Annotated in this window: 20 protein-coding genes; 8 read left to right on the forward strand and 12 right to left on the reverse strand. The window is 40.4% G+C overall.

Annotated elements, in window-relative coordinates:
* Positions 1 to 6 precede the first annotated feature (6 nt).
* Positions 7 to 3,111, reverse strand: coding sequence for a WD40/YVTN/BNR-like repeat-containing protein (locus T7867_RS13720; RefSeq protein ID WP_068223354.1), 3,105 nt, complete (start codon positions 3,109 to 3,111; stop codon positions 7 to 9).
* A gap of 319 nt (positions 3,112 to 3,430) precedes the next feature.
* On the opposite strand from T7867_RS13720, the gene T7867_RS13725 reads away from it, so the two are divergent.
* Complete coding sequence (locus T7867_RS13725; protein ID WP_068223351.1) at positions 3,431 to 4,378, forward strand: DUF6268 family outer membrane beta-barrel protein; 948 nt, start codon at positions 3,431 to 3,433, stop codon at positions 4,376 to 4,378.
* Positions 4,379 to 5,108: 730 nt separating this feature from the next.
* Here the strand turns inward: T7867_RS13725 and T7867_RS13730 are convergent.
* From T7867_RS13730 to T7867_RS13765, 8 genes are all read right to left on the reverse strand, one after another.
* Positions 5,109 to 6,443, reverse strand: a complete 1,335-nt coding sequence (locus T7867_RS13730; protein WP_157717686.1) for a D-alanyl-D-alanine carboxypeptidase — start codon at positions 6,441 to 6,443, stop codon at positions 5,109 to 5,111.
* Entirely contained in the window at positions 6,436 to 7,119 is a 684-nt protein-coding gene (locus T7867_RS13735) for a nitroreductase family protein (RefSeq protein WP_322299437.1), read from the reverse strand. Before T7867_RS13735 ends, T7867_RS13730 begins: the two co-directional genes overlap by 8 nt.
* 211 nt (positions 7,120 to 7,330) lie before the next feature.
* Entirely contained in the window at positions 7,331 to 7,894 is a 564-nt protein-coding gene (locus tag T7867_RS13740) for a GRAM domain-containing protein (RefSeq protein ID WP_322299438.1), read from the reverse strand.
* A 45-nt stretch (positions 7,895 to 7,939) separates the two neighbouring features.
* Positions 7,940 to 8,971, reverse strand: a complete 1,032-nt coding sequence (gene rlmF / locus T7867_RS13745) for a 23S rRNA (adenine(1618)-N(6))-methyltransferase RlmF (RefSeq protein WP_322299439.1) — start codon at positions 8,969 to 8,971, stop codon at positions 7,940 to 7,942.
* Between the two features lies 1 nt (position 8,972).
* Complete coding sequence (locus tag T7867_RS13750) at positions 8,973 to 9,221, reverse strand: VF530 family protein (RefSeq protein WP_068223336.1); 249 nt, start codon at positions 9,219 to 9,221, stop codon at positions 8,973 to 8,975.
* Positions 9,222 to 9,438: 217 nt separating this feature from the next.
* Complete coding sequence (locus T7867_RS13755; protein ID WP_322299440.1) at positions 9,439 to 10,047, reverse strand: DoxX family membrane protein; 609 nt, start codon at positions 10,045 to 10,047, stop codon at positions 9,439 to 9,441.
* Positions 10,047 to 10,826 (reverse strand): ABC transporter permease, encoded by a 780-nt coding sequence (locus tag T7867_RS13760; RefSeq protein WP_068223331.1) that lies wholly within the window; start codon positions 10,824 to 10,826, stop codon positions 10,047 to 10,049. The genes T7867_RS13755 and T7867_RS13760 overlap by 1 nt, the downstream gene beginning before the upstream one ends.
* Complete coding sequence (locus tag T7867_RS13765) at positions 10,826 to 11,740, reverse strand: ABC transporter ATP-binding protein (protein WP_068223328.1); 915 nt, start codon at positions 11,738 to 11,740, stop codon at positions 10,826 to 10,828. Before T7867_RS13765 ends, T7867_RS13760 begins: the two co-directional genes overlap by 1 nt.
* 118 nt (positions 11,741 to 11,858) lie before the next feature.
* On the opposite strand from T7867_RS13765, the gene T7867_RS13770 reads away from it, so the two are divergent.
* Together T7867_RS13770 and T7867_RS13775 are read left to right on the forward strand one after the other, a co-directional pair.
* Positions 11,859 to 12,524, forward strand: a complete 666-nt coding sequence (locus T7867_RS13770; RefSeq protein WP_068223322.1) for a TetR family transcriptional regulator C-terminal domain-containing protein — start codon at positions 11,859 to 11,861, stop codon at positions 12,522 to 12,524.
* A 9-nt stretch (positions 12,525 to 12,533) separates the two neighbouring features.
* Positions 12,534 to 13,853: an ABC1 kinase family protein gene (locus tag T7867_RS13775; RefSeq protein WP_068223318.1), complete on the forward strand. Its 1,320-nt coding sequence runs from the start codon at positions 12,534 to 12,536 to the stop codon at positions 13,851 to 13,853.
* Here T7867_RS13775 and T7867_RS13780 read toward each other — a convergent pair.
* The 3 genes from T7867_RS13780 to T7867_RS13790 form a co-directional block, all read right to left on the reverse strand.
* Positions 13,850 to 14,197, reverse strand: a complete 348-nt coding sequence (locus T7867_RS13780) for a hypothetical protein (protein ID WP_068223315.1) — start codon at positions 14,195 to 14,197, stop codon at positions 13,850 to 13,852. The two genes, T7867_RS13775 and T7867_RS13780, sit on opposite strands and share 4 nt — an antisense overlap.
* 99 nt (positions 14,198 to 14,296) lie before the next feature.
* Positions 14,297 to 14,719 (reverse strand): DUF1801 domain-containing protein, encoded by a 423-nt coding sequence (locus tag T7867_RS13785; RefSeq protein ID WP_068223313.1) that lies wholly within the window; start codon positions 14,717 to 14,719, stop codon positions 14,297 to 14,299.
* A gap of 45 nt (positions 14,720 to 14,764) precedes the next feature.
* Entirely contained in the window at positions 14,765 to 15,448 is a 684-nt protein-coding gene (locus T7867_RS13790; RefSeq protein ID WP_068223310.1) for a hypothetical protein, read from the reverse strand.
* A gap of 114 nt (positions 15,449 to 15,562) precedes the next feature.
* Between T7867_RS13790 and T7867_RS13795 the strand changes: the two genes are divergently transcribed.
* From T7867_RS13795 to T7867_RS13815, 5 genes are all read left to right on the forward strand, one after another.
* Positions 15,563 to 16,585 carry a tetratricopeptide repeat protein gene (locus tag T7867_RS13795; RefSeq protein ID WP_322299441.1) on the forward strand — a complete coding sequence of 341 codons (1,023 nt, stop codon included), beginning with the start codon at positions 15,563 to 15,565 and terminating at the stop codon, positions 16,583 to 16,585.
* 453 nt (positions 16,586 to 17,038) lie between these two features.
* Positions 17,039 to 17,551 (forward strand): RNA polymerase sigma factor, encoded by a 513-nt coding sequence (locus T7867_RS13800; RefSeq protein WP_068223304.1) that lies wholly within the window; start codon positions 17,039 to 17,041, stop codon positions 17,549 to 17,551.
* Positions 17,541 to 18,092 carry a hypothetical protein gene (locus T7867_RS13805; RefSeq protein ID WP_068223301.1) on the forward strand — a complete coding sequence of 184 codons (552 nt, stop codon included), beginning with the start codon at positions 17,541 to 17,543 and terminating at the stop codon, positions 18,090 to 18,092. The genes T7867_RS13800 and T7867_RS13805 overlap by 11 nt, the downstream gene beginning before the upstream one ends.
* A gap of 13 nt (positions 18,093 to 18,105) precedes the next feature.
* On the forward strand, positions 18,106 to 18,639 hold the full coding sequence (locus T7867_RS13810; RefSeq protein WP_157717685.1) for a DUF4252 domain-containing protein: 534 nt from the start codon (positions 18,106 to 18,108) through the stop codon (positions 18,637 to 18,639).
* Between the two features lie 88 nt (positions 18,640 to 18,727).
* Complete coding sequence (locus T7867_RS13815; protein WP_068223294.1) at positions 18,728 to 19,261, forward strand: DUF4252 domain-containing protein; 534 nt, start codon at positions 18,728 to 18,730, stop codon at positions 19,259 to 19,261.
* Positions 19,262 to 19,268 lie beyond the last annotated feature (7 nt).

Genomic DNA, 19,268 nt, shown 5'->3' on the forward strand with positions numbered 1-19,268 from the left:
CATCAATTAGTTAGCGGTATATCTATTTGCTCTACTCAAACCTCTGTTAAGTTTTGGTATCGCTGTTTTCATTACCTGATTGGTTTCTTGTCTTAGCTTAGGTAACATAGTTTTAAAGAAGTCCAACTGTGCCTTTTGGTCGCCTGAAAGAGGGCCTATCCAGCCACTGGCCTCAAAGTAAACAGATCTTACACGGCTCATTAGCTCGCTGTATTTGCTGTTAAGGTCTTCAATAGCTTCTGCGGCTTCCTCGTTATACTCTACTTTTTCCTTGTTCAGCTTATCTAGGTGCCATCCCATTTTTTGCGCAGGCAGCATTTCGTCTACTACCATTTCGTAAACTTCTCCAACACCCATCAAAGACTCTTTCCAGGCTCTTTGAGCGTCTATATTTACTTCTAAGCGAGGGTCGTTTTTCACCTTAAAGGTTTGCTCAATTACTTTGTCTTCATATGTCAAACGAGCAACGTATACGCCAGGAAGGATAGGAGTTCCTCCTAGGCCAAAACCTCTGAAACCACCTCTTCTGTTGTTGTCTGGGTTCTGATTCATTGGTTTAAAATCTGGGCCACGGAAGTTCCAATAGGTTCTGTGAATACCAGCTTTGGCATCTGTTCTTAATGTTGCTAGCTCATTACCGTCTGTATCATGGATGGTAAGTTTTAACTTATCAGCATCTACATCTTCACGTACATAATAGTCGATCATAGCACCAACAGCTGGGTTTTCACCTCTGTAGTACATATCTCCAGTATGCGCTCCGCTAATGTTTCTGTCTATCATTTCGGCATCTGCAATACTAAATAGAGCGAACCTCTGGTGGTATTGATCTCCGATTTCTTGAAGTGCACTGATATTGTCTAGAATCCAAACACCTCTACCATGTGTAGCCAATACTAAATCATTATCTCGCGGGTGAATAACCAAGTCATTGAATGGTAGGGTAGGCATATTGTTCTTCAGTTCAACCCAGTTTTTTCCTTTGTTGAAACTCACAAATAAGCCAAGTTCGGTACCTAAATAAAGTACGTTAGGGTTCTTAGGGTCTTCTCTAAGTGTTCTTGCTACTCTGTCGGCAGGTAAATCTCCAGCAACAGACTCCCAAGTTTTACCTCCATTGGTTGTTCGGTAAACGTAATTGTTGAAATCGTTATTTCTGTAGTTGTTTATGGCTACATAGGCAGTTCCGGCAGTATGAGAAGAAACCTCGAAAGTGTTCACCCATGAATCTGCAGGAAGGCCTGGCAATTTGCTAGTTACGTTTGTCCACGTTTTACCATCATCTTCAGAAACCTGAACAAGCCCATCGTCTGTACCCACGTATAAGTGGCCTTGTATGAATCTATCTTCTGCTACTGCAGTAAGTGTTGGCCAGTAAGGAATACCATCATCTAAAGAAGCAGTTGAAGTATCCGCCTTTTGACCCATAATAGTTAAGTCTCTTCTGTTAACGCGAGTAGTGAGGTTGCCTAAGCTTTTCCAAGTAGCACCACCATCGGTACTTTTCCAAAGTTGCTCTGTACCTGAGTAAATAGTGTTTGGATCGTGATAGCTCAAAAAGAATGGACCATCCCAGTTAGCAGGTTCCATAGCGTTACCTAACTCTGGCTCTGGTGTTCCAGGCCCCCAAGCATCCCAATTTCTTCTAGCACCAATATGTCCAGTAGGATCTCCTGGTCTGATCGACTGACTTTGCCCGTTTTTCATATTCAACTTAGTTAGGCCTAAGTATTGAGACTCAGTATATACTATGTCTTCGTCAGTCATATGTGGTAGGTTCAAGAAACCATCTCCACCACCTAGTTTTTTCCAATCCTCGTTAAGAATTCCATTGGTTCTGTAGGTTTCACTTGGGCCAACCCAGCTACCGTTATCTTGCAAACCACCATAAACGTTGTACGGCTTAGCCATGTCTACAGCAACTCTATAGTATTGAGAAACAGGTAGGTTAGTGATGTAAAGCCAGGTAACGCCTCTGTCATAAGAGATTCCCAAGCCACCATCATCGCCTTTCATTACATGGCGAGAGTTTTTAGGGTTTACCCAGAAAATTCTATCATCACCATGTAGTGATTGTCTTGCCGGACGGAAAGTTCTACCAGAATCAGACGAATAGCTGTACTGGTTCATCATGTAGATTCTAGAAGCATCGCTTGGGTCTACTAAAGGCTGACTGGCGTACATAGGACGAGGATTCCAGTCGCTCATGAACTCCCAAGTTTCACCTTTATCCTTTGAGCGGTATAGCCCAGCTCTTCTTTCGTTGTATGCCGTAGAAGCATTGTATTGAAAACCTTGCTCAACAGATGCGTAAACGATGTTCGGATCTGCTCTGAAGATTGAAATACCTATTCTACCGTAATTGCCTTCAGGAAGGCCAGTTCTTAATTCTTTCCAGGTTTTTCCACCATCTGTAGACTTGTGCAAGCCAGAGCCAGGTCCGCCACCATCGAAACCGAATGGTGTTCTTCTTCTCTGGTAGGTAGCTGCGTAAACGATATTTGGGTTCTGCGGATCTAGCGCTACATCAACAACCCCAGTATCATCATTTACATAAATGATTCTTTCCCAAGTCTCACCACCATCAGTGGTTTTGTAAAGACCTCTTTCATTGTTTGGTCCCCAAAGGTGACCCATTGCCGCAACGTAAACCGTGTTGGTGTCGGTAGGGTGAAGGGCAATTCTGCCAATATGGTGAGAATCTTTAAGGCCCATATGTTGCCAAGTTTTACCTTCATCGTGAGACTTGTAAATACCATCTCCCCAAGAAGAACTTTGTCTATTGGCACGCTCTCCAGTTCCTACCCAAAGAATATTGGTGTGTTTTTGATGCAATGCAATAGCCCCAACAGAATGAGTGTTTTCGTTTTCAAACACTGGTTCTGAAGTAACACCATTGTTGGTGGTTTTCCATACTCCACCAGTGGCCGTGGCTATGTAATAAGTGAAAGGATCGTTTTCGTTGACAGCCAAATCTACCACTCGGCCACTCATGGCAGCAGGGCCAATATTTCTTAGCCGTAACCCCGAGAGCTTTTCTGAAGTAATTTCAGTTTGCCCAAAGGCGGCAGTGGTTAAGATTAGACTAAATAATAAAAGAGTCTTTTTCATTAGTATTTGAGTTGAATAAGCCCTTAAGATAAAAATAATAGCAGCCTCCAATGAAGGTTTTTTTAAGAATGGTCGTCATTCTATTCTGGCAAGTCAATTAGCCTTAATGGAGACTAGTTAGCTGCTTCCAACTACCTTATATACTCATTGAAAGTAGCCTAAAATAGAATGCGTTACTTTAAACAATTGACTGATTATCAGTATTTATAGAATGTAAATAGACTTTTAAAGGAGCTGGGGTTACAGCGTAGTTCCTATTAATAAATTTGTTTATTTGCATGCCGAAATTTTGAGCTGTTGAGATTTCGCTGTTAGACTTATGAGAGTACTGAAACTGCTAACACTTCTTTTGCTTATTGCTTCTACCGCGCATGCCCAAAAACTTTTGGAGTTTAGACCCAAGGTTATTGAGGTCGGGTATCGTGGTTTTACCGATTACCAGACGCTCTACAGTGATGGGCAACCAGAAAATAAGTTTGTGAGCGATCAGCTTTTTACTGTTCGTTTAGGTGTTCCTTTGGTTCTGAAGGAAAAAACGCTTTTCGGACTTCAACTGAAGTACCTCAGGCAGCAGTATAACACCATTTTCATTCCTCAAGACAACGACAATATTTACCGATATCTGAATGAAAAGAAGTTAGTCAACACGGGGGTAAACTTCTTGTTTCAGCGCAAGCTAGATGATCAACGCAAGCTCACCTTTATGGGAGTGACCGAATTAGCTAGCGATACCAGCAGTGTAGATCGTTATTCTGCCAGGTACCTTCTTTCAGCAGCTTATAATGTTCGAAAATCTGAGAAGTTAGAGTTAGGCTACGGACTCATTGTGAACTATGCACTTGGGGTGCTTAATGTTTACCCTACATTGGCCTATAATAGAGCCTTGAGTTCGAAAATGATGATTGAATCATTTCTGCCATCTTATGCTAGTTTGCGCTACCATCCTTCAGAAAAAGCTTACCTTATTTTGAAGGCGCAGTTCGATAATTGGAGATTTAATGTGACTAATGCGCTTTCTCAAGAACAGAATCAGCTTACATTACAGCGAGCAGATTTCATTATGAGTTTGGCATTTGAAAGAGAAATTCATGATTGGCTTTGGGCTACTGCTGAAGCTTCTTATGTGAATAATGTGGCTTACATCATTTCTCTTCCTGGCGAAAGATTGAATAACCCTATTCAGGAATACAAGTTGAAAGATGCTGGCTATTTGAAATTCTCGCTTGTGGTGGTCCCGCCTAAAAAGCTTTGGGATAAGGCGAAGTGATTTGAATGTTGAGTGTTTGATGTGGAATGTTGAATGTTTGCACACACCTTTATTAGCAGTCGAGTATTTTCCTTTTGTTGAAAAGGAGGTCTTAGGATAGATGGGGCAACGATCAGTTATCAGTTAATCGGAAATCAGTATCGGGTCTGTAATTGCGAGAAATAAAACCTGTGTTAATAAGATTTTATGACGAAGCAATCTGTCTGTTAGGTGGTCTGCTGCCCAGAACAAAAAGATTGCCGCGTTACAAAATTCACCGTGTTCATTTTGTTCCTCGCAATGACGTATAAAGTGAATTTTGCTGAGGATCCGAACACCAAGCGCCAATTACTAATTTCCTAATCAACCAATTTCCCACTTAGGCCTCTCCGCTACGGTCGAGGTGAAAAGGTGGGTGACTAAGGCTCTTAAACTGTTTTCCGCCCCGAGACTTCGGAGTCCGATTACCTAACCCACTATTTCCCGAGCACCAATTACCCAGTTTCCCAATGGCTTACTCAGGTGCAAGGCTGAGAGGTAGCAGTTAGTCGTCTGACCAATTGTTTCTCAAGCATTCCTGCGTTTCGGCCTCAGCTGATCTTACCAGTCATTGGTCTGACGACTGGAGTGGCTGTAGCAGATGGTTTCTCTTGAATTCTCGGGATCAGTTTGCCGCATCACAAAATTTCGCTTCGTTCTTTTTGTGACTCGCAAGGACGGCACTCTTAGAGCCTATAATTTTCCCGGACACCTAGTAACCCTTCTTAATTTTTTCCAGAATCACGCCCATAGATTTGCGGATGGTGCTGGTTGGTACTGTATAGTGATTGGCTATCAGCACAAATTGAAGTGTTTTGCCTTCATCCGTCAGGATATATCCAACCAAAGCATGATTGTTACTCAAGGTTCCAGTTTTAGCATAAACATAGGGGCCGTACCAGTCTTTAAGGGTGCCTGAGGTTCCTCCTTGAGGAAAGAAGTTTAGGAAATCCGTAGAAGGCGATTCTGCTAGTCGTTTTCCTGGGTATGGATATGTCCAGTTATAAAGCATTGCTCCAAACGTACTTGGAGTAAACATGTTATACCTAGAAAGACCAGAGCCATCTCTCCAAATGAGAGGAGAAGAATATTGGAATATTTGCAATAAGGGATCTTCTGTTTTTAAGAAAGCTATTGATTTTTCCGTACCCAAAGTATCACTCTGTTGCCCGCTGATCATTAGCATAATCTGTTCAGCGAAGAGGTTGTCAGAATCTTGGAGTGTCCATTTATAAAGGCTGTCGGCTACCACTCCGTTGAGGGTTTCATGATTCTCTGGTCTAGCCTCCATTTCTAAAGTATGAACAGGCTTTTGAATTGCATTGCTTAGCAATTCAGTGAACAGAGCATCGGAAGTATGAAAGGCTCTAGTGATAGTGTCTACATCGTAATTAGTGGCGAACTGAATCTTGAACTCATTCCAAAATTCATCGCGAGTAACGCTAGACCTTTCTGCATAAAGTGAATCTACAGAAACGCGAAACCCTCTGTATTCAGGCGACATGGTGTAGGTTTTGTTCTTATTATCCAAAATGAACTTTACGCTATTGCCATGGATAGGGAAAACGGATTTCTCTGCTCCGAAGTAGTAGGGGTAATCATCCCAACCCCAGCCGGGGCCAAAACGAGAGTCTTCTGTAGGTCGGGGCCAGTAATAGAGGTTTTTGCCCGTTTCTTTCAGGAAGTTCATCACTGTAGAATCCGTGTGGTCTGGATGTAAAGTGAGGGGATAGCCTGTACTCCAAAAGATAAGTGAGTCACCTTTGATAGTATATTCCAATGCAGGAAGCACCTCTGGCAGATGGTTCATTGCTCCATAAATAGTGAAGAGCTTGGTGGTTGAACCCGGAGTCATATGCTTATCTGCATACTGCTCAAAAATGGGCTTCCTTTTACTTGGGTCTGCTAGTAAAAAGCCAATAAAGGCATTTTCAAAGCCCGGTAACTCTTCTAGATCCTTTCTAATCTGCCGTTTAGAGTACCGTTGGGCCTGAAGACTTTGAAAGCTAAATACGAAAATCAATAAAAGCCAGAGTAGCTTACTCATAGAAAACAGCCATTTCATCGAGGCTTTTTCTGCGGTTGTTTGGTACAAATACTTCGTCAGCTTCATAACCCACAGGAAGTAAAAGGAAAGGTCTCTCGTTGTCTGGTCTTTCAAGAATTTTCTGCAAGAAATTCATTGGGCTTGGTGTATGTGTAAGTGTAACCAAACCAGCATCGTGAATAGCTGTAATAAGCATTCCAGCTGCTAATCCTACCGACTCATTCACGTAGTAGTTCTGGTGTTTTTTGCCCTCAGAATCGTATTCAAAAGGCCTTTTCATTACAATGATAAGGTATGGAGCCGTTTCTAAAAAAGGCTTATGCCAATCTGTTGCCATAGGCTTAAGATCGTCTAGCCATTCTTCGCTCATTCGTTTTGTATAGCTTTCGTATTCTTCTTTTTCTGCAGCTTCTCGAATCTGTTTTTTGATTTCTGGGTTGCTTACCACACAGAAAGTCCATGGTTGTTTGTGTGCTCCTGATGGTGCCGTGGAGGCAGATTTAAGGATGTTTTCGATAACTTCCTTTGGAACAGGTTTGTCAGAAAAGTCACGAACCGACCTGCGGGTTTCCATCCAATCGTAGAACTTTTGGCTTCTTTCAACCATTTCTTCTGGCTTGTAATGCACATGAGAATAGGGGATGTGTTCGAAGCCGTTAATTTCCTTTATTTCCATGTCTCGAATTTAATTAAATGTTTCGAGCTTGGGAGCTTTGGAAGCATTGATGTTTATATGAGTTAATGTGTAGATGTCTTTGGGTTGACTTTTCTAGAATTGTGAATGTTAAAGGCTAAATGATGAATTGGTCTTTCGACATGGCAGAAAGAGTTCTATTCTTAAGAGGTTCAGAGGTATTTAGAAGTTGCTTTGTAAGAGTTTCGCTTTATCAATTTCCAAGTTGTTTCCGAATTTGACTAATCCATACGTCTTTGTTGAATGAGACAAATTGATACTCCTTGTTTGGAATACGAACGGTAAAGACTTCATTCACTAACCAACTGCTTTTTTTAGACTCTACGTTTTCAATTGATGATAATGGAAGTTCAAGCACATCGTTATTGAACCTCAATTTAGGTGAAGTAAAAATTAACCTTTCTGTGGTTAGGTACATTTCTCCACCAGCGCCCAAGTTGTTTTTGAAAAGGTTGACAGCTCCTTTAACCAAGATTTTTTCAGTTTCATTGAAAGAGATGCCTTCTGCTCTCTCATCTCCATTGCTCTTTTTTGATCGAAATAATCGACTTAAGTAAGGATTGGCAAACCCCATGAAAATCCCGAAGAATAGACCTGAAAGCAGGTAGTATTCAACAGTCTTACTTGCTAAGGACAGGGCTACTTGGAGAATGGCGAATATAACGCCATATACCACGGAAGTAATAAGTTTTTGCTTAAGGCTTGGGTTCGGGAGGTTTTCTAATTCTATAAAGGTAGGCTGTGATATTGTGCTCATATGTTGTTCTAAAATAGAACTAGCTAAGCATAAAGTCAACTTGGTTTAGCCCCACCGTTCAGCTCTCCATGCTTTTCTTTCTTCGTTGTCTAGGTATGTCCATGCCAAAATGCGGCTAGATTTATTACCCTGAGTCATGGAAATTACCCGAACATCGGTGGCCTTATTATAGTCTAGTGAATCTTGGAAAGCTTTAAGGTTAGATTGCTTAGAAACCAGTGTAGAGAACCAGAAGCAATTCTTTTCGAACTTCTTACTTTCTTTGATCAGGTTGCTCACAAAGCGCCTTTCGCCACCTTCGCACCAAAGTTCGCCACCTTTCCCTCCGAAATTAAGCACAGATTCAGTTACGCCTTTCTTCTGCAAGTTGCTCTGCTTTCTGAGTGAGCTTTCTCTGGCCTCGGCTCTAGAAGCATGGAAAGGAGGGTTGCAGAAAGTCATATCTACCTTGGTGCTATGGTCAATGATGCCGTAGAGTATGTCCTTCATATTGGGTTGAAGCTTGATTTCTACTTTGCCTTTCAACCTTTTGTTATTCGCTACAATGTCCGTAGCCGACTTCTTAGCCCTTGTATCTGTGTCGCTCCCAATGAAATTCCAGCCATAAGCATGCGAGCCAATAATCGGGTAAATGCAGTTGCCGCCTACACCAATATCTAAACAGGTGACTTTATCGCCTTTCGGCATTCTGCCAAAGTTGCTTCCAGCCAATAAATCGGACATATAGTGAATGTAATCTGCTCGGCCAGGCACTGGTGGACAAAGAAAACCTTCAGGAATTTCCCAAAATTCTAGGTCGTAGTAGGTGAGGAGCAAGGCTTTGTTAAGCAGCAATACTGCCTGAGGTTCGGCAAATTTTACCGTTTTTTCCCCTTTTACATTCAGGGTTATATACTCCTCTAGCTCAGGAACACTCTTTACGAGTTCATCTAAATTATAAGGCCCGTTATGAGGGTTTCTTGGGTGAAGTTTCGTTTTTGAAGATGGCTTAGTGTTGTGCTTTTTTGCCTGTTTCTTTTGTGCGTCCCAAGCTTTTCTGAACGCACCTTTCCCTTTGTCTTGCTGCTGCTCACTCATGCTATTCTTCAATTATTTGTAGATAAAGCCTTTCCACTTTTTCTCTAGCCCATGGAGTTTTTCTTAGAAATTTAAGGCTAGAATTAATGGTAGGGTTACTCTTAAAACAGTTGATATTGACCTCATTGGCCATTTGCTTCCACCCTAATTCTGTCACCAAATGATTGAGTATATCTGCCAGCTTAACTCCGTGAAGAGGGTTATTGGGCTGACTTCCTAAGTTTTCGTTTCTAGTATACTCAATTGGCATGCAGCAAAGGTAGGGGAATTGTTTGAGATGGAATGTTACCGATGGGGTATAAACAGAAGATGGTTGAGTTGTTGAAGGTAAATGGATAGATACGTTTGAAGTTAAACAGGAATCCACTTTACCAATTTGCATAAAAAAACCCCGACTACTTTTAGCCAGGGCACGATTTGGATGTATTAAATCCCGACATGCGGGATATTGTAATGACGATTGAAAATCAGTGAATGTTTCTTTCGCCTCGATAATTTTCTTCCTTTCTTCTCAACTGATTCCAAACAATCAGCAAAACCATAAGTCCGCAGAGGCCCCAGGCCATAATTAGATTTACGAAAGAAAGAGGAATGCTACCGAGAATTCCTATTACGGCAACAAGCCAAATGAAATCTGCGCTTAGGCTTATCCGCTTCAGTGAGATAGATTTAAGCTCGGCTGGTTTATCTGTTAGAATAAACTTCAACTTATGGTAGTCATACAAAAGGAGCCATGTGTTCAACATCAGTAAGAAGGCATTTATATAAGGAGTGCCTTGCCATTGAAGCGACACAGTTACCATGAAGATATTCAATAGAATAGGGAAGGTGAGTATTGCGCCAAGTGTAGCAAATCTTTGCGTGAGGAGCATTAGGCCTGCTACAACCTGGCTTCCGGCTATAAAGCGGGCGTAAAAACCCAGTCCATGCTCAGCCAATCTTTCTTCTAACCATACTGGACCAATGACGCCAGGGAAGTTATGTTCAAAATAGAGTTTTGACATGCCCGCACCAAAGAAGATCAGGCCTAGAAAAATTCTAATTAGGACAATGACTTTATGATGATGCTTCTTCATTAGACAATTCGTTTTTTTAGGGCATCTATGGCGCCAATAGTTGTCATTATAACAAAAAGGCCAAGACTTAATGTAATAGGTCTCAAGTTGTCTAACAATGTAGAGGTGTCTCCATTATTGGAGCCATTGGCTAAGATATGGAAGCCATAAGGATGGTATGCTGCGTATTCCCACCCCCGTACCAAAATCATAAATGAAATAAGTCCACCAATGCCAATGCCTAAGGGTAGAATGAGGTTCTTCGTTTTCTGACTAATGTAAAAGTGAATGCTTGCAAAGCCCAGAGTAGCCAAGAATGTCCTTACTATGTTGCCAAAGTGAATGGTTAGGTTCAGTGGGTTTCCAAAACCCAAATCTGGGTTAGTTGAGTGTACAATTTTTCCGACTAAAACGAGTAAAGAGCCATACAAAATTAGGCTAAGGAAAAGCATCAGAACAAAAACTATAAGCTTAGAGAAGTAGATGTTTAGTCTGCTTAGAGGTTGGGTATAGATGAGTTTCCAAGTGTTAGAACTCCATTCAATATTATTAACAAAAAGCGCTACAATGAACACAAAGAATGGAAAAAGGAAACCAGAAGGTCCGGTACTAAACTGCATCAAATTTCCCCAGGCAGTCCCGCCTCTAGCCAGTATTTCATCACCCCTTTGCAAAAACACAATCAGGTTAATGGTTGGAATAAAGGCAGGAGCCAATATGACCAGCCAAAAAACGAAGGTAGATCGAAACTTAAATAGTTCGGCAGAAATGCCTTTTTTGAGTGCTAAAGCTGAGTTCATTAGTTGAGTTTTTTTGTGATGTTCAGGAATATTGATTCAAGCGTTTCAGCAGAACTTTGCAGTCCGTAAACTTCTACGCCAGCTTCAACTAGTGCCTTGTTTATTTTTGCTATGTCAGACTTACGTTCAATTGGTAGGTTAATTGATCTGCCATTTACTTCTGAAATGGTATAGTTGAGGCTTCTTATAATATTGGCTGCATCTTCTGTGCTATCTAGCTCTATCTTCAATTCCATAGACTGAGCATCTCCATGCAGACCATCTAGTTTCCCCTGATAAAGAATTCTTCCTCCATCAATTATGGCTACATCGGTAGCTAGCTTTTCAATCTCTGAAAGAATATGGCTAGAAAGAAAGATGGTTTTTCCGTGCTCTTTATTCAATCTGATGATCAGTTCTCTCATTTCAATAATTCCACTGGGGTCTAGTCCGTTGGTTGGCTCATCTAGAATAAGTAAATCTGGATCGGTGAGTAGAGCAGCTGCAAGGCCAAGTCTTTGACACATACCTAAAGAATAGTTTTTAGCCTTTTTGTCAGCATTATCTCTTAAGCGAACTATCTCAAGCACTTCATCAATTCTAGATTTTGGGGCGCTTACCATACGCCTAATTATTTCTAGGTTTTGTCTTCCAGAAAGGTGCTTGTAGATGGAAGGATTTTCAATAAGTGCTCCAACCCTCTGTAAAATTTCATTTCTGCTTTGGTTGTAGTTTGTACCAAAAAGCTCTATTTCTCCTGGTTTAGCATGAAACAGGTCGAGCAGAATTCTAATTGTGGTAGTTTTCCCAGCTCCATTAGGCCCAAGGAAGCCAAAAATGCTGCCCTGCGGTACTTGAAGATTTACCTCACTTAAAGCTTTAAAGTCTTTAAAGTAAAAATTGAGGTTATGCGTTTGAATAATGAAAGGTTTCATAGCGTGTTGATTCACACTGTTGACGAGTCCATTGAGCTTTTGGGTAACAGACAGTGAAAAAATCTAATCAAACTTAAGCTTGAGCCAACCTTTTTCTATAAACAGATGTTATGCTGGCATGGAAGAAAAGAAAGCTGCAAAAAAGGCTGTTAGAAAGTCGCCAGAGGAGAAAATCAGAGAAGGTTATATCTCTTATGTGTTGGAGCATGGCAAGAAGCCAGAGTCCATATTTAAGTTTATAAAAGATTTGAAAATCAAGGAAGAAGACTTCTATGAGAGCTTCAATTCTTTTGAAAATATTGAGAAGCAGATATGGCTCTCCATTTTTAACGACACGCTAGAAATGGTGAAAAATGATTCTGTTTATGACGAGTATTCTGTGCGTGAAAAAATGCTGGCCTTCTTCTATTCTTTCATAGAAAAACTGAAGGGACACCGAAGCTATATTCTGCAGACTGTTCCGAAGAAAATCAGACCTGAACTCACTCCATATTATCTCATTGAAGTGAGAAAAGCCTTTAAAGATTGGGTAAATGAGCTTTTGCTTGAAGGTGAAGAAACGGAGGAGATTGAAAAGCGACCAGTGATAAGCAAAAAGTATGATGAGGCGCTTTGGCTTCAGTTCTTATTTGTTATTGGTTTCTGGATAAAAGATGAGAGCAGAGGCTTCGAGAAGACCGATGCAGCAATTGAAAAGTCAGTGAATTTGGCTTTCGATTTAATGGGTAGAGGCCCACTAGATGCCATTGTTGACTTTGGCAAATTTCTATTTCAAAACCGATAATAAGCTTAGATGAAGGAGCAATCGAAAATACCTACTTCAAAGGTGCAACGTGCGGCCAAATTTGTGAAGACGGGAGCGAAAGTAGGAGGTAATTATGTGAAGCACTATGCAAAAAAGGCTGTAAATCCTTCTTTGAGCAAAGATGAGCTTCATGCCGATAACGCCCGCGATATTTATAATTCTTTGAGCGAATTAAAAGGTAGTGCGCTAAAGGTAGCTCAGATGATGAGCATGGATAAAAACCTTTTGCCTGCAGCTTATCAAGATAAATTTTCGATGGCGCAGTATTCTGCTCCGCCTTTGTCTTATCCGTTGGTGGTTAAAACTTTTCAGCAATATTTTAAAGAAAGCCCAACCGAGATATTCGACAGTTTCACCAAGTCGGCTGTAAATGCAGCATCTATCGGTCAGGTGCACCAAGCCAAGAAAGACGGTAAAACGTATGCTGTGAAGATTCAGTATCCGGGAGTGGCCAATTCTGTAAAGTCTGATTTAAAGCTTGTGCGCCCTTTTGCAGTAAGGTTAATGAATCTTAATGAGCGAGACCTCGATCATTATATGGAAGAGGTAGAGACTAAGCTATTGGAAGAGACTGATTATCAGTTAGAAGTTGAGAGATCGATGGAAATATCTGAAGCTTGTGCACATATTGAAAACCTTAAATTTCCGAAGTATTATCCTCAATACTCTTCAGATAGAGTAATCACCATGGATTGGATGGATGGTAAGGTGCTCAAAGAGTTTATTAAGTCGAATCCAGATCAGGAGACTAGAAATAAGGTTGGCCAAGCCATGTGGGATTTCTACGATTTTCAGATTCATAATTTGAAACAGGTACATGCCGACCCGCATCCGGGTAATTTCATTATTGACAATGATGGAAACCTAGGGGTGATAGACTTTGGTTGTGTAAAGGTGATTCCAGATCAGTTTTATGAACCATATTTTAGTTTGATCAGAAAAGACATGCTATCTGCAGACGATGAGCTAGAGCAGCGTTTTAAAGAGCTGAGTTTTATCTATGATGATGATACCGAAGAAGATAAAATTTACTTCTCTGGTGTGGTTCGAGAATTGATGGGGCTTTTGGGTAGGCCATTCCATCAAGATGTCTTCGATTTTGGTGACGATGGTTATTTCAGACAGATCTTTGAAATGGGAGAAGTGATTTCTGAGTCGAAGAAGTTCAGGTCTTCTGAAAAAGCTAGAGGTGCCCGCGATGGTCTTTACATCAACCGTACTTATTTCGGTCTTTATAATATTTTGAATGAATTAAAGGCGGTTGTAAGAACCACTAAGCCAGAATGGGCGGAAAGGGTAGTGGCTTAATTGAGTGAGTTACTCAGTTGAATGTTTCCTAATACTGCTACGTTTGAAACAGATTTGATAGAGAAATTCTTATAGTCTATTGATTGAATAACGGCTTGATCAAAATCTTCTGGGTTCTTAAGGATGGTGATTAATTTGCCAGCCTCGTCATAGACTTCAAACTCAATTAGGCCTTGTTTGGTTATCTCTTTCATGTCCTCTAGCAGCTCTTGACGGTCTTTTTTGATATTTCTCTTTACAGCTCCTAAAAACTTATCGGACAGGTTACTAGGTACTATGTCTTCATTGAAAATGCACGCTGCAAAAAGTAAAATGGCCAGAAGGTAGGTGAAATATCTTTTCATAGACGAGAGTATTACCAGATGGGTAAAAACTACCCTACCAACAGATATGATTTTGGATTAAAATAGGTATTTCACCTAGCGGTAATTAGGTAGGAAGGGTTAACCGTACTTTTCAGTCATATAATTATAAGACTCGGTTATTAACTCCTCCAGTACAGCCTTATCCACATTTTCCAGCTTTTTAATATAGAGGCAAGACTTTCCTGTTTTGTACTTCCCTAGCTTGCTCATTAGCTCTTCGTACCTATCGAAGCCAGGCATTATGTAAAGAGTTAGGGCCGTAGACCTGGGAGAAAAACCAACTTTTAGCATATCTCCCTCACGGCCACTGTTATATTTATAATGGTAAACATCGAAGCCAACAATAGAAGAACCCCACATTTTTGCTGGGTGACCAGTTATTCTTTCCATCATTTGCTTCACTTCGAAGCTGTCGGCTCTTTTACTCTCGTCCTTAACAGTATTCAGAAAGTCTTCAACACTAGCCTCGTTCTCTGTAGTCTTGTTTTCGTTCTTAGCCATAGGAATTAGTTCAGATGACTAAAATAGTAAAACTTAGGCTAGGGCTTACTTCTTCTTTTTAATGGCCTTCTTTATTTTCTTGAATTCCTTTGCAGATTTTTTGTTGTCTTTCAACTTTATCAATACTACACCTGGCTTATCTTCTGCTTTATAAAGGGCTAATGAAGCTTTATCTTTTAAAACGTTTATTTCATCAATCAACTCTGTATTAATGATATTAAGCTTGCCGATGGTTTGCATCTCAAGGCGCTCATCACCTAACTCAACTACAACTAATGGAGGATTCTCTAAATAATTGAATTGTCCTTTTACGGTTACTGATGTGCTGCGTGGAGTAATAGTATTCTCCTGTGTTTCTGTGTGAGATGCATCCTGAAGCTCATTGACCTCGGTCAGATGTTTATACCTTTTCAGTTCTTCTTCAAAGTACGCTCTACTTTCATCGGAAGACTTTAGATCGATAATCACTACTCCGTCTTTACCTTTATTGCCATATAGCGAATAAGCCGATTGTCCCTTTAATACGTTAATCGCTGAAATCCAATTAGGGTCAATATTTTCTAGGGTTCCAAACTTTCCTAAGGAGATGGTCTTGCCATCTAGATTGATGGTATATAGCGGGTTTTTAGATTCTAAGTTGTCCGATTGATTTGTAATGCGGATACCAGCTTCTTGGCTGTAAACTTGAAGACTGCAAATGGTAAGTACAAGCGTGATTATCTTTTTCATAATGTTGAATTTAAGCGATTAATAAGCAAGAATGAAGCCATAATGCTTCGTAATAAGAACAACTTAAGTTGCTAATACTCTTACTGATGCCTTACTTTGCGCAGCGATATCGATATGAAAAAATACTTCCTTCTCCTGACTACTCTTTTAGTGTTTGCCTGTGATTCTGATGAGGATAAGGCAGGCCGATTTTTCATTAAAGGCAATGAAGCCTTAAATAATAGTCAGTTAGAACAGGCAGTTCGGTTTTACTCTGAGGCATTAGCTATAAAACCCGATTACAAAGAGGCATTGAACAATAGAGGAGTGGCCCTCTATCAAGATGGAAGATATACAGAGGCTATCATTGACTATTCAAATATCCTAGTTCAGGTAGACACTGGTTATGCCGATGCTCTAAGAAATAGGGCTAATGCGTATTTGGCCGATGGTCAATACGAAAAGGCTTTGGGTGACCTTGCCAAGTTAGAGTATAAGCTACCGGACTCCGCATACGTTTACTTTACCAAGGGCTTGGCTTATCATGAAATGAAAGACCATACTCAGTCTATTGCCTCTTTCAATCAGGCCTTAGAAAAGGGAAGTGATAGCACGGAGGTTTACATCAATATTGCCAATAGCATGTTCATGATGGGTGATTTTGAAACTGCAATCAACCGATTGAACGAAGCAAAAGAAATCAATGCAGATGAGCCTAATATCTACAATACTTTAGCGCTAATTGAGTCATATAGGCCTGAGCCTGACTTCGATTTGGCTTTAGATTTGGTTAATCAAGCGTTGAAGTTAGACTACAACAATCCGTACTTTCTTAGTAATAGAGCCTTTATTTATCTGAATCAATCAAGGCTAGAGGAAGCCGAAAAAGACATTAGAATTTCAATTATAGGAGCCTCAGATAATGCCTGGGCTTATAGAAACCGAGGTATGCTTTTTTATTTTAAAGAAGACTATGAAGCTGCTATCCGCAATTTTGAACTTGCCGCAGATATTGATGCCAATGTTCCTCGCATGTATGCTTATTGGGCGCTATCTCTCCAAGCGTTAGGAATGAAGAGCGAGGCCTGTGATGTTGTTTCTAATTCTCCAGAAGATTTAAGTGCAGTCGCTTCTTTGAAGTCTATAGACTGTCAATAAAGTTTATTGGTCACAAAAGGAGTTAAAACTGAGGGTGTCTTAAAAGCTACTGTTTTCGTCATTCCCAGCTTGACTGGGAATCTCTATAGGTCTTTGGAGCCATTTTGGGAAGATTCCCGATCGGAGTCGGGAATGACGGTTCGCTTTTAAGACACCTTCCTCGCTTTAGATTCTAAAAAGCATCTTGGAATTTACGATGTGCAAATTTTGATTGACGTCAATCGTAAATCTAATCCCGAAACTTTCGTGACGTACATTTTCAAAGTTGGCTATTCAAAGCGACTTTCAGTTGCTTCTAAAAATATGGTGCTTTGAGCCTATAGTGGTTTGTTTTATTTTTTTTTTTTTTTTTATTTTTTATTCTTTGATTTTCAGGGGTGTAAACTGAATTTCTGCAAATATTTTGTCCTTCCTGTTAACTTAGTTTAACACGTTGCCGTCTACTTTTTGATTATGGATGTATCGCGCTTCAAAGAAGAGGTTCTACCCCTGAAGAACAAGCTTTTCCGCTTCTCGCTTCACATTGTGAAGGATGAAGAATTGGCTAAAGATGTTGTTCAGGAAAGCCTGATAAAGGTTTGGGAGAAAAGAGATGAGCTTAATCAAATTCAGAACCTTGAAGCTTGGTGCATGCAAGTAACCAGAAACAAGTCGCTCGATAAATTAAGGAGCAAGCACGTAAAGAAGACAGACTTGTTTGAAGTGGAGTTGGATACGAGAAAGGAACGGGATACTCCGTTTGTAGTCACCGAACGAGGTGATTTAATGAAAAGAATAATGGATCTCATAGAAGACTTGCCAGATAGGCAAAGGGAGGTAATGCACCTTAGAGATATTGAGGGCTACGCCTACAAAGAGATTGCAGATATGCTCGGAATAGATATTAATCTGGTGAAGACTAATCTATTCAGAGCAAGAAGAAAACTGAAAGAGAGCTTAATGAAAGTAGATGCTTATGGACTCTAAGACATCAGAATTATTAAAGAAGTACTGGGAGACTGAAACCAGCCTGCAAGAAGAACAAGAGTTGAAACAGCTTTTGGCTTCTTCAGAAGATGCTCAGCTAGAAGAGGAGAAGACTCTTTTCGCACACTTTGATGAAAAGAAAAATGCTGAACTAGACGAATCTTTCGATGCAGAATTATTCGCTCAGATAGATCAGCTAGAAGAGCAAAAAGGAGCCAAAGTGATTAGTCTGAAAGACTATTTCAGACAGTATGCAAGTATTGCAGCCGCGGTAGTGGTGTTGTTCATAAGTGGAGCTATCTACTTCCAGCAACAACAGCAATACCAAGTAGAAGATACATTTGAAGACCCTGAGTTGGCGTATGCCGAATTGAAAAAGCAGTTACTCATGGTTTCCAGGTATATGAATAAAGGGCAGAACACCCTGAACGAGTTAACCAATTTAAGCAAAGGAACCGATGAACTTCAAGACTTTGCCAAGTTAGGAGAGGCTTCAGAGGGGTTGAATATGCTTAGTGAAATGAATGTTGAAAATAATTAGTCAAAAATCGAATATGAAAAAGTTAGTATTAACAATGGTGATGGCGGTGTTTGCCTTAGGTGCAAATGCTCAGGATGATGCAATATCTAAGTACTTCAGTAAGTACGCCTCAGACGAATCTTTTACTCACATCAACTTTAGTGGAAAGATGTTCCAGATGATAAGTAAAATCGAGTACGGGGATGCTGATGAGCAAAAGATGATTGAAGAGTCTTTAGGTAAAATTAAGCGTGTACAGGTGCTAGGAAAAGAGAAAGGTGCAGATGGAAGAAAAATGTATACAGAGGCCATCAAGTTGGTAGAAGGTAAAGGCTTTGAAGAATTAATGTCTGTAAGAGATGACGATAAAGACATTAGGTTCCTGATTAAAGAGAAAAACAATAAAATCAACGAACTCTTCATGGTAATGGGAGGAGATAGCGAGTTTGGTCTACTCAGCATTGTTGGTGACGGAATTGATTTAAATGCTCTCTACAAGCTTTCTAAGAAAATAGGGATGCAAGGCTTTGAGGAACTAGAGTTCCTCGATCAGCAAGGAGGCAATTAAGAATTGCTTAATTTAAAGTGAACTGAGGTAAACGATGGCCTCAGTTTACTTTTTTACATAATTAGTCAAAAGCTCAAAATTTGGATGTATGAAGAAGCTTTTAGTACTAGTGATCTTTTGTTCGCTAGCATACTCAGTTAATGGTCAAAGTCGGAGTGTAGAACGCTTCCGCAAAGAACATCAGCCCAGTCTTAAGATGTTCTTTTACAAAAGTACCCTCAAAATGTATGCACGCCTTCAGATGGGTTTGCAGCAAGAATTTTCATCGGACTTAGATGAAATGCCTCAGATTTCGGAAATGATAAATGGTATTGAGAAGATCAAGTTTTTCAATTACGAGGGCTCCGAAATACCAGAATCACAACTCTTTACCCAACTCTCAGAAGATATTCATGCAGAAGGCTATGAAGACTTAATTACGGCTCGTATGGAAGGCAATAATATGACTGTGATGATGAAAGAGAAAGGCGATAAACCTGAAGGGTTTGTTGTTTTCATACAGAGTAGTACAGGTTATAGCATTTTGGATATTGAAGGGTATCCAGATGTCAACAAAATTCTTGAGTTATCTCAGTTTGTAGGTAGTGCGGGTGGAATGAGTCTGGTAGAAACATTTAGATAAGGTCAAC

This window comes from Roseivirga spongicola (genome assembly GCF_034376045.1).
GTDB classification, from domain to species: domain Bacteria; phylum Bacteroidota; class Bacteroidia; order Cytophagales; family Cyclobacteriaceae; genus Roseivirga; species Roseivirga spongicola.

Excerpts from the sequence above, each read along its gene's own strand:
- T7867_RS13810 (WP_157717685.1), top strand. The coding sequence starts at position 18,106 with ATGAAAAAGTTAGTATTAACAATGGTGATGGCGGTGTTTGCCTTAGGT.
- T7867_RS13755 (WP_322299440.1), bottom strand. The coding sequence starts at position 10,047 with ATGAAGAAGCATCATCATAAAGTCATTGTCCTAATTAGAATTTTTCTA.
- T7867_RS13765 (WP_068223328.1), bottom strand. The coding sequence starts at position 11,740 with ATGAAACCTTTCATTATTCAAACGCATAACCTCAATTTTTACTTTAAA.
- T7867_RS13785 (WP_068223313.1), bottom strand. The coding sequence starts at position 14,719 with ATGGCTAAGAACGAAAACAAGACTACAGAGAACGAGGCTAGTGTTGAA.
- T7867_RS13735 (WP_322299437.1), bottom strand. The coding sequence starts at position 7,119 with ATGGAAATAAAGGAAATTAACGGCTTCGAACACATCCCCTATTCTCAT.
- T7867_RS13780 (WP_068223315.1), bottom strand. The coding sequence starts at position 14,197 with ATGAAAAGATATTTCACCTACCTTCTGGCCATTTTACTTTTTGCAGCG.
- T7867_RS13730 (WP_157717686.1), bottom strand. The coding sequence starts at position 6,443 with ATGAGTAAGCTACTCTGGCTTTTATTGATTTTCGTATTTAGCTTTCAA.
- T7867_RS13795 (WP_322299441.1), top strand. The coding sequence starts at position 15,563 with ATGAAAAAATACTTCCTTCTCCTGACTACTCTTTTAGTGTTTGCCTGT.
- rlmF (WP_322299439.1), bottom strand. The coding sequence starts at position 8,971 with ATGAGTGAGCAGCAGCAAGACAAAGGGAAAGGTGCGTTCAGAAAAGCT.
- T7867_RS13770 (WP_068223322.1), top strand. The coding sequence starts at position 11,859 with ATGGAAGAAAAGAAAGCTGCAAAAAAGGCTGTTAGAAAGTCGCCAGAG.
- T7867_RS13800 (WP_068223304.1), top strand. The coding sequence starts at position 17,039 with ATGGATGTATCGCGCTTCAAAGAAGAGGTTCTACCCCTGAAGAACAAG.
- T7867_RS13775 (WP_068223318.1), top strand. The coding sequence starts at position 12,534 with ATGAAGGAGCAATCGAAAATACCTACTTCAAAGGTGCAACGTGCGGCC.
- T7867_RS13790 (WP_068223310.1), bottom strand. The coding sequence starts at position 15,448 with ATGAAAAAGATAATCACGCTTGTACTTACCATTTGCAGTCTTCAAGTT.
- T7867_RS13815 (WP_068223294.1), top strand. The coding sequence starts at position 18,728 with ATGAAGAAGCTTTTAGTACTAGTGATCTTTTGTTCGCTAGCATACTCA.
- T7867_RS13760 (WP_068223331.1), bottom strand. The coding sequence starts at position 10,826 with ATGAACTCAGCTTTAGCACTCAAAAAAGGCATTTCTGCCGAACTATTT.
- T7867_RS13720 (WP_068223354.1), bottom strand. The coding sequence starts at position 3,111 with ATGAAAAAGACTCTTTTATTATTTAGTCTAATCTTAACCACTGCCGCC.
- T7867_RS13740 (WP_322299438.1), bottom strand. The coding sequence starts at position 7,894 with ATGAGCACAATATCACAGCCTACCTTTATAGAATTAGAAAACCTCCCG.
- T7867_RS13750 (WP_068223336.1), bottom strand. The coding sequence starts at position 9,221 with ATGCCAATTGAGTATACTAGAAACGAAAACTTAGGAAGTCAGCCCAAT.
- T7867_RS13725 (WP_068223351.1), top strand. The coding sequence starts at position 3,431 with ATGAGAGTACTGAAACTGCTAACACTTCTTTTGCTTATTGCTTCTACC.
- T7867_RS13805 (WP_068223301.1), top strand. The coding sequence starts at position 17,541 with ATGGACTCTAAGACATCAGAATTATTAAAGAAGTACTGGGAGACTGAA.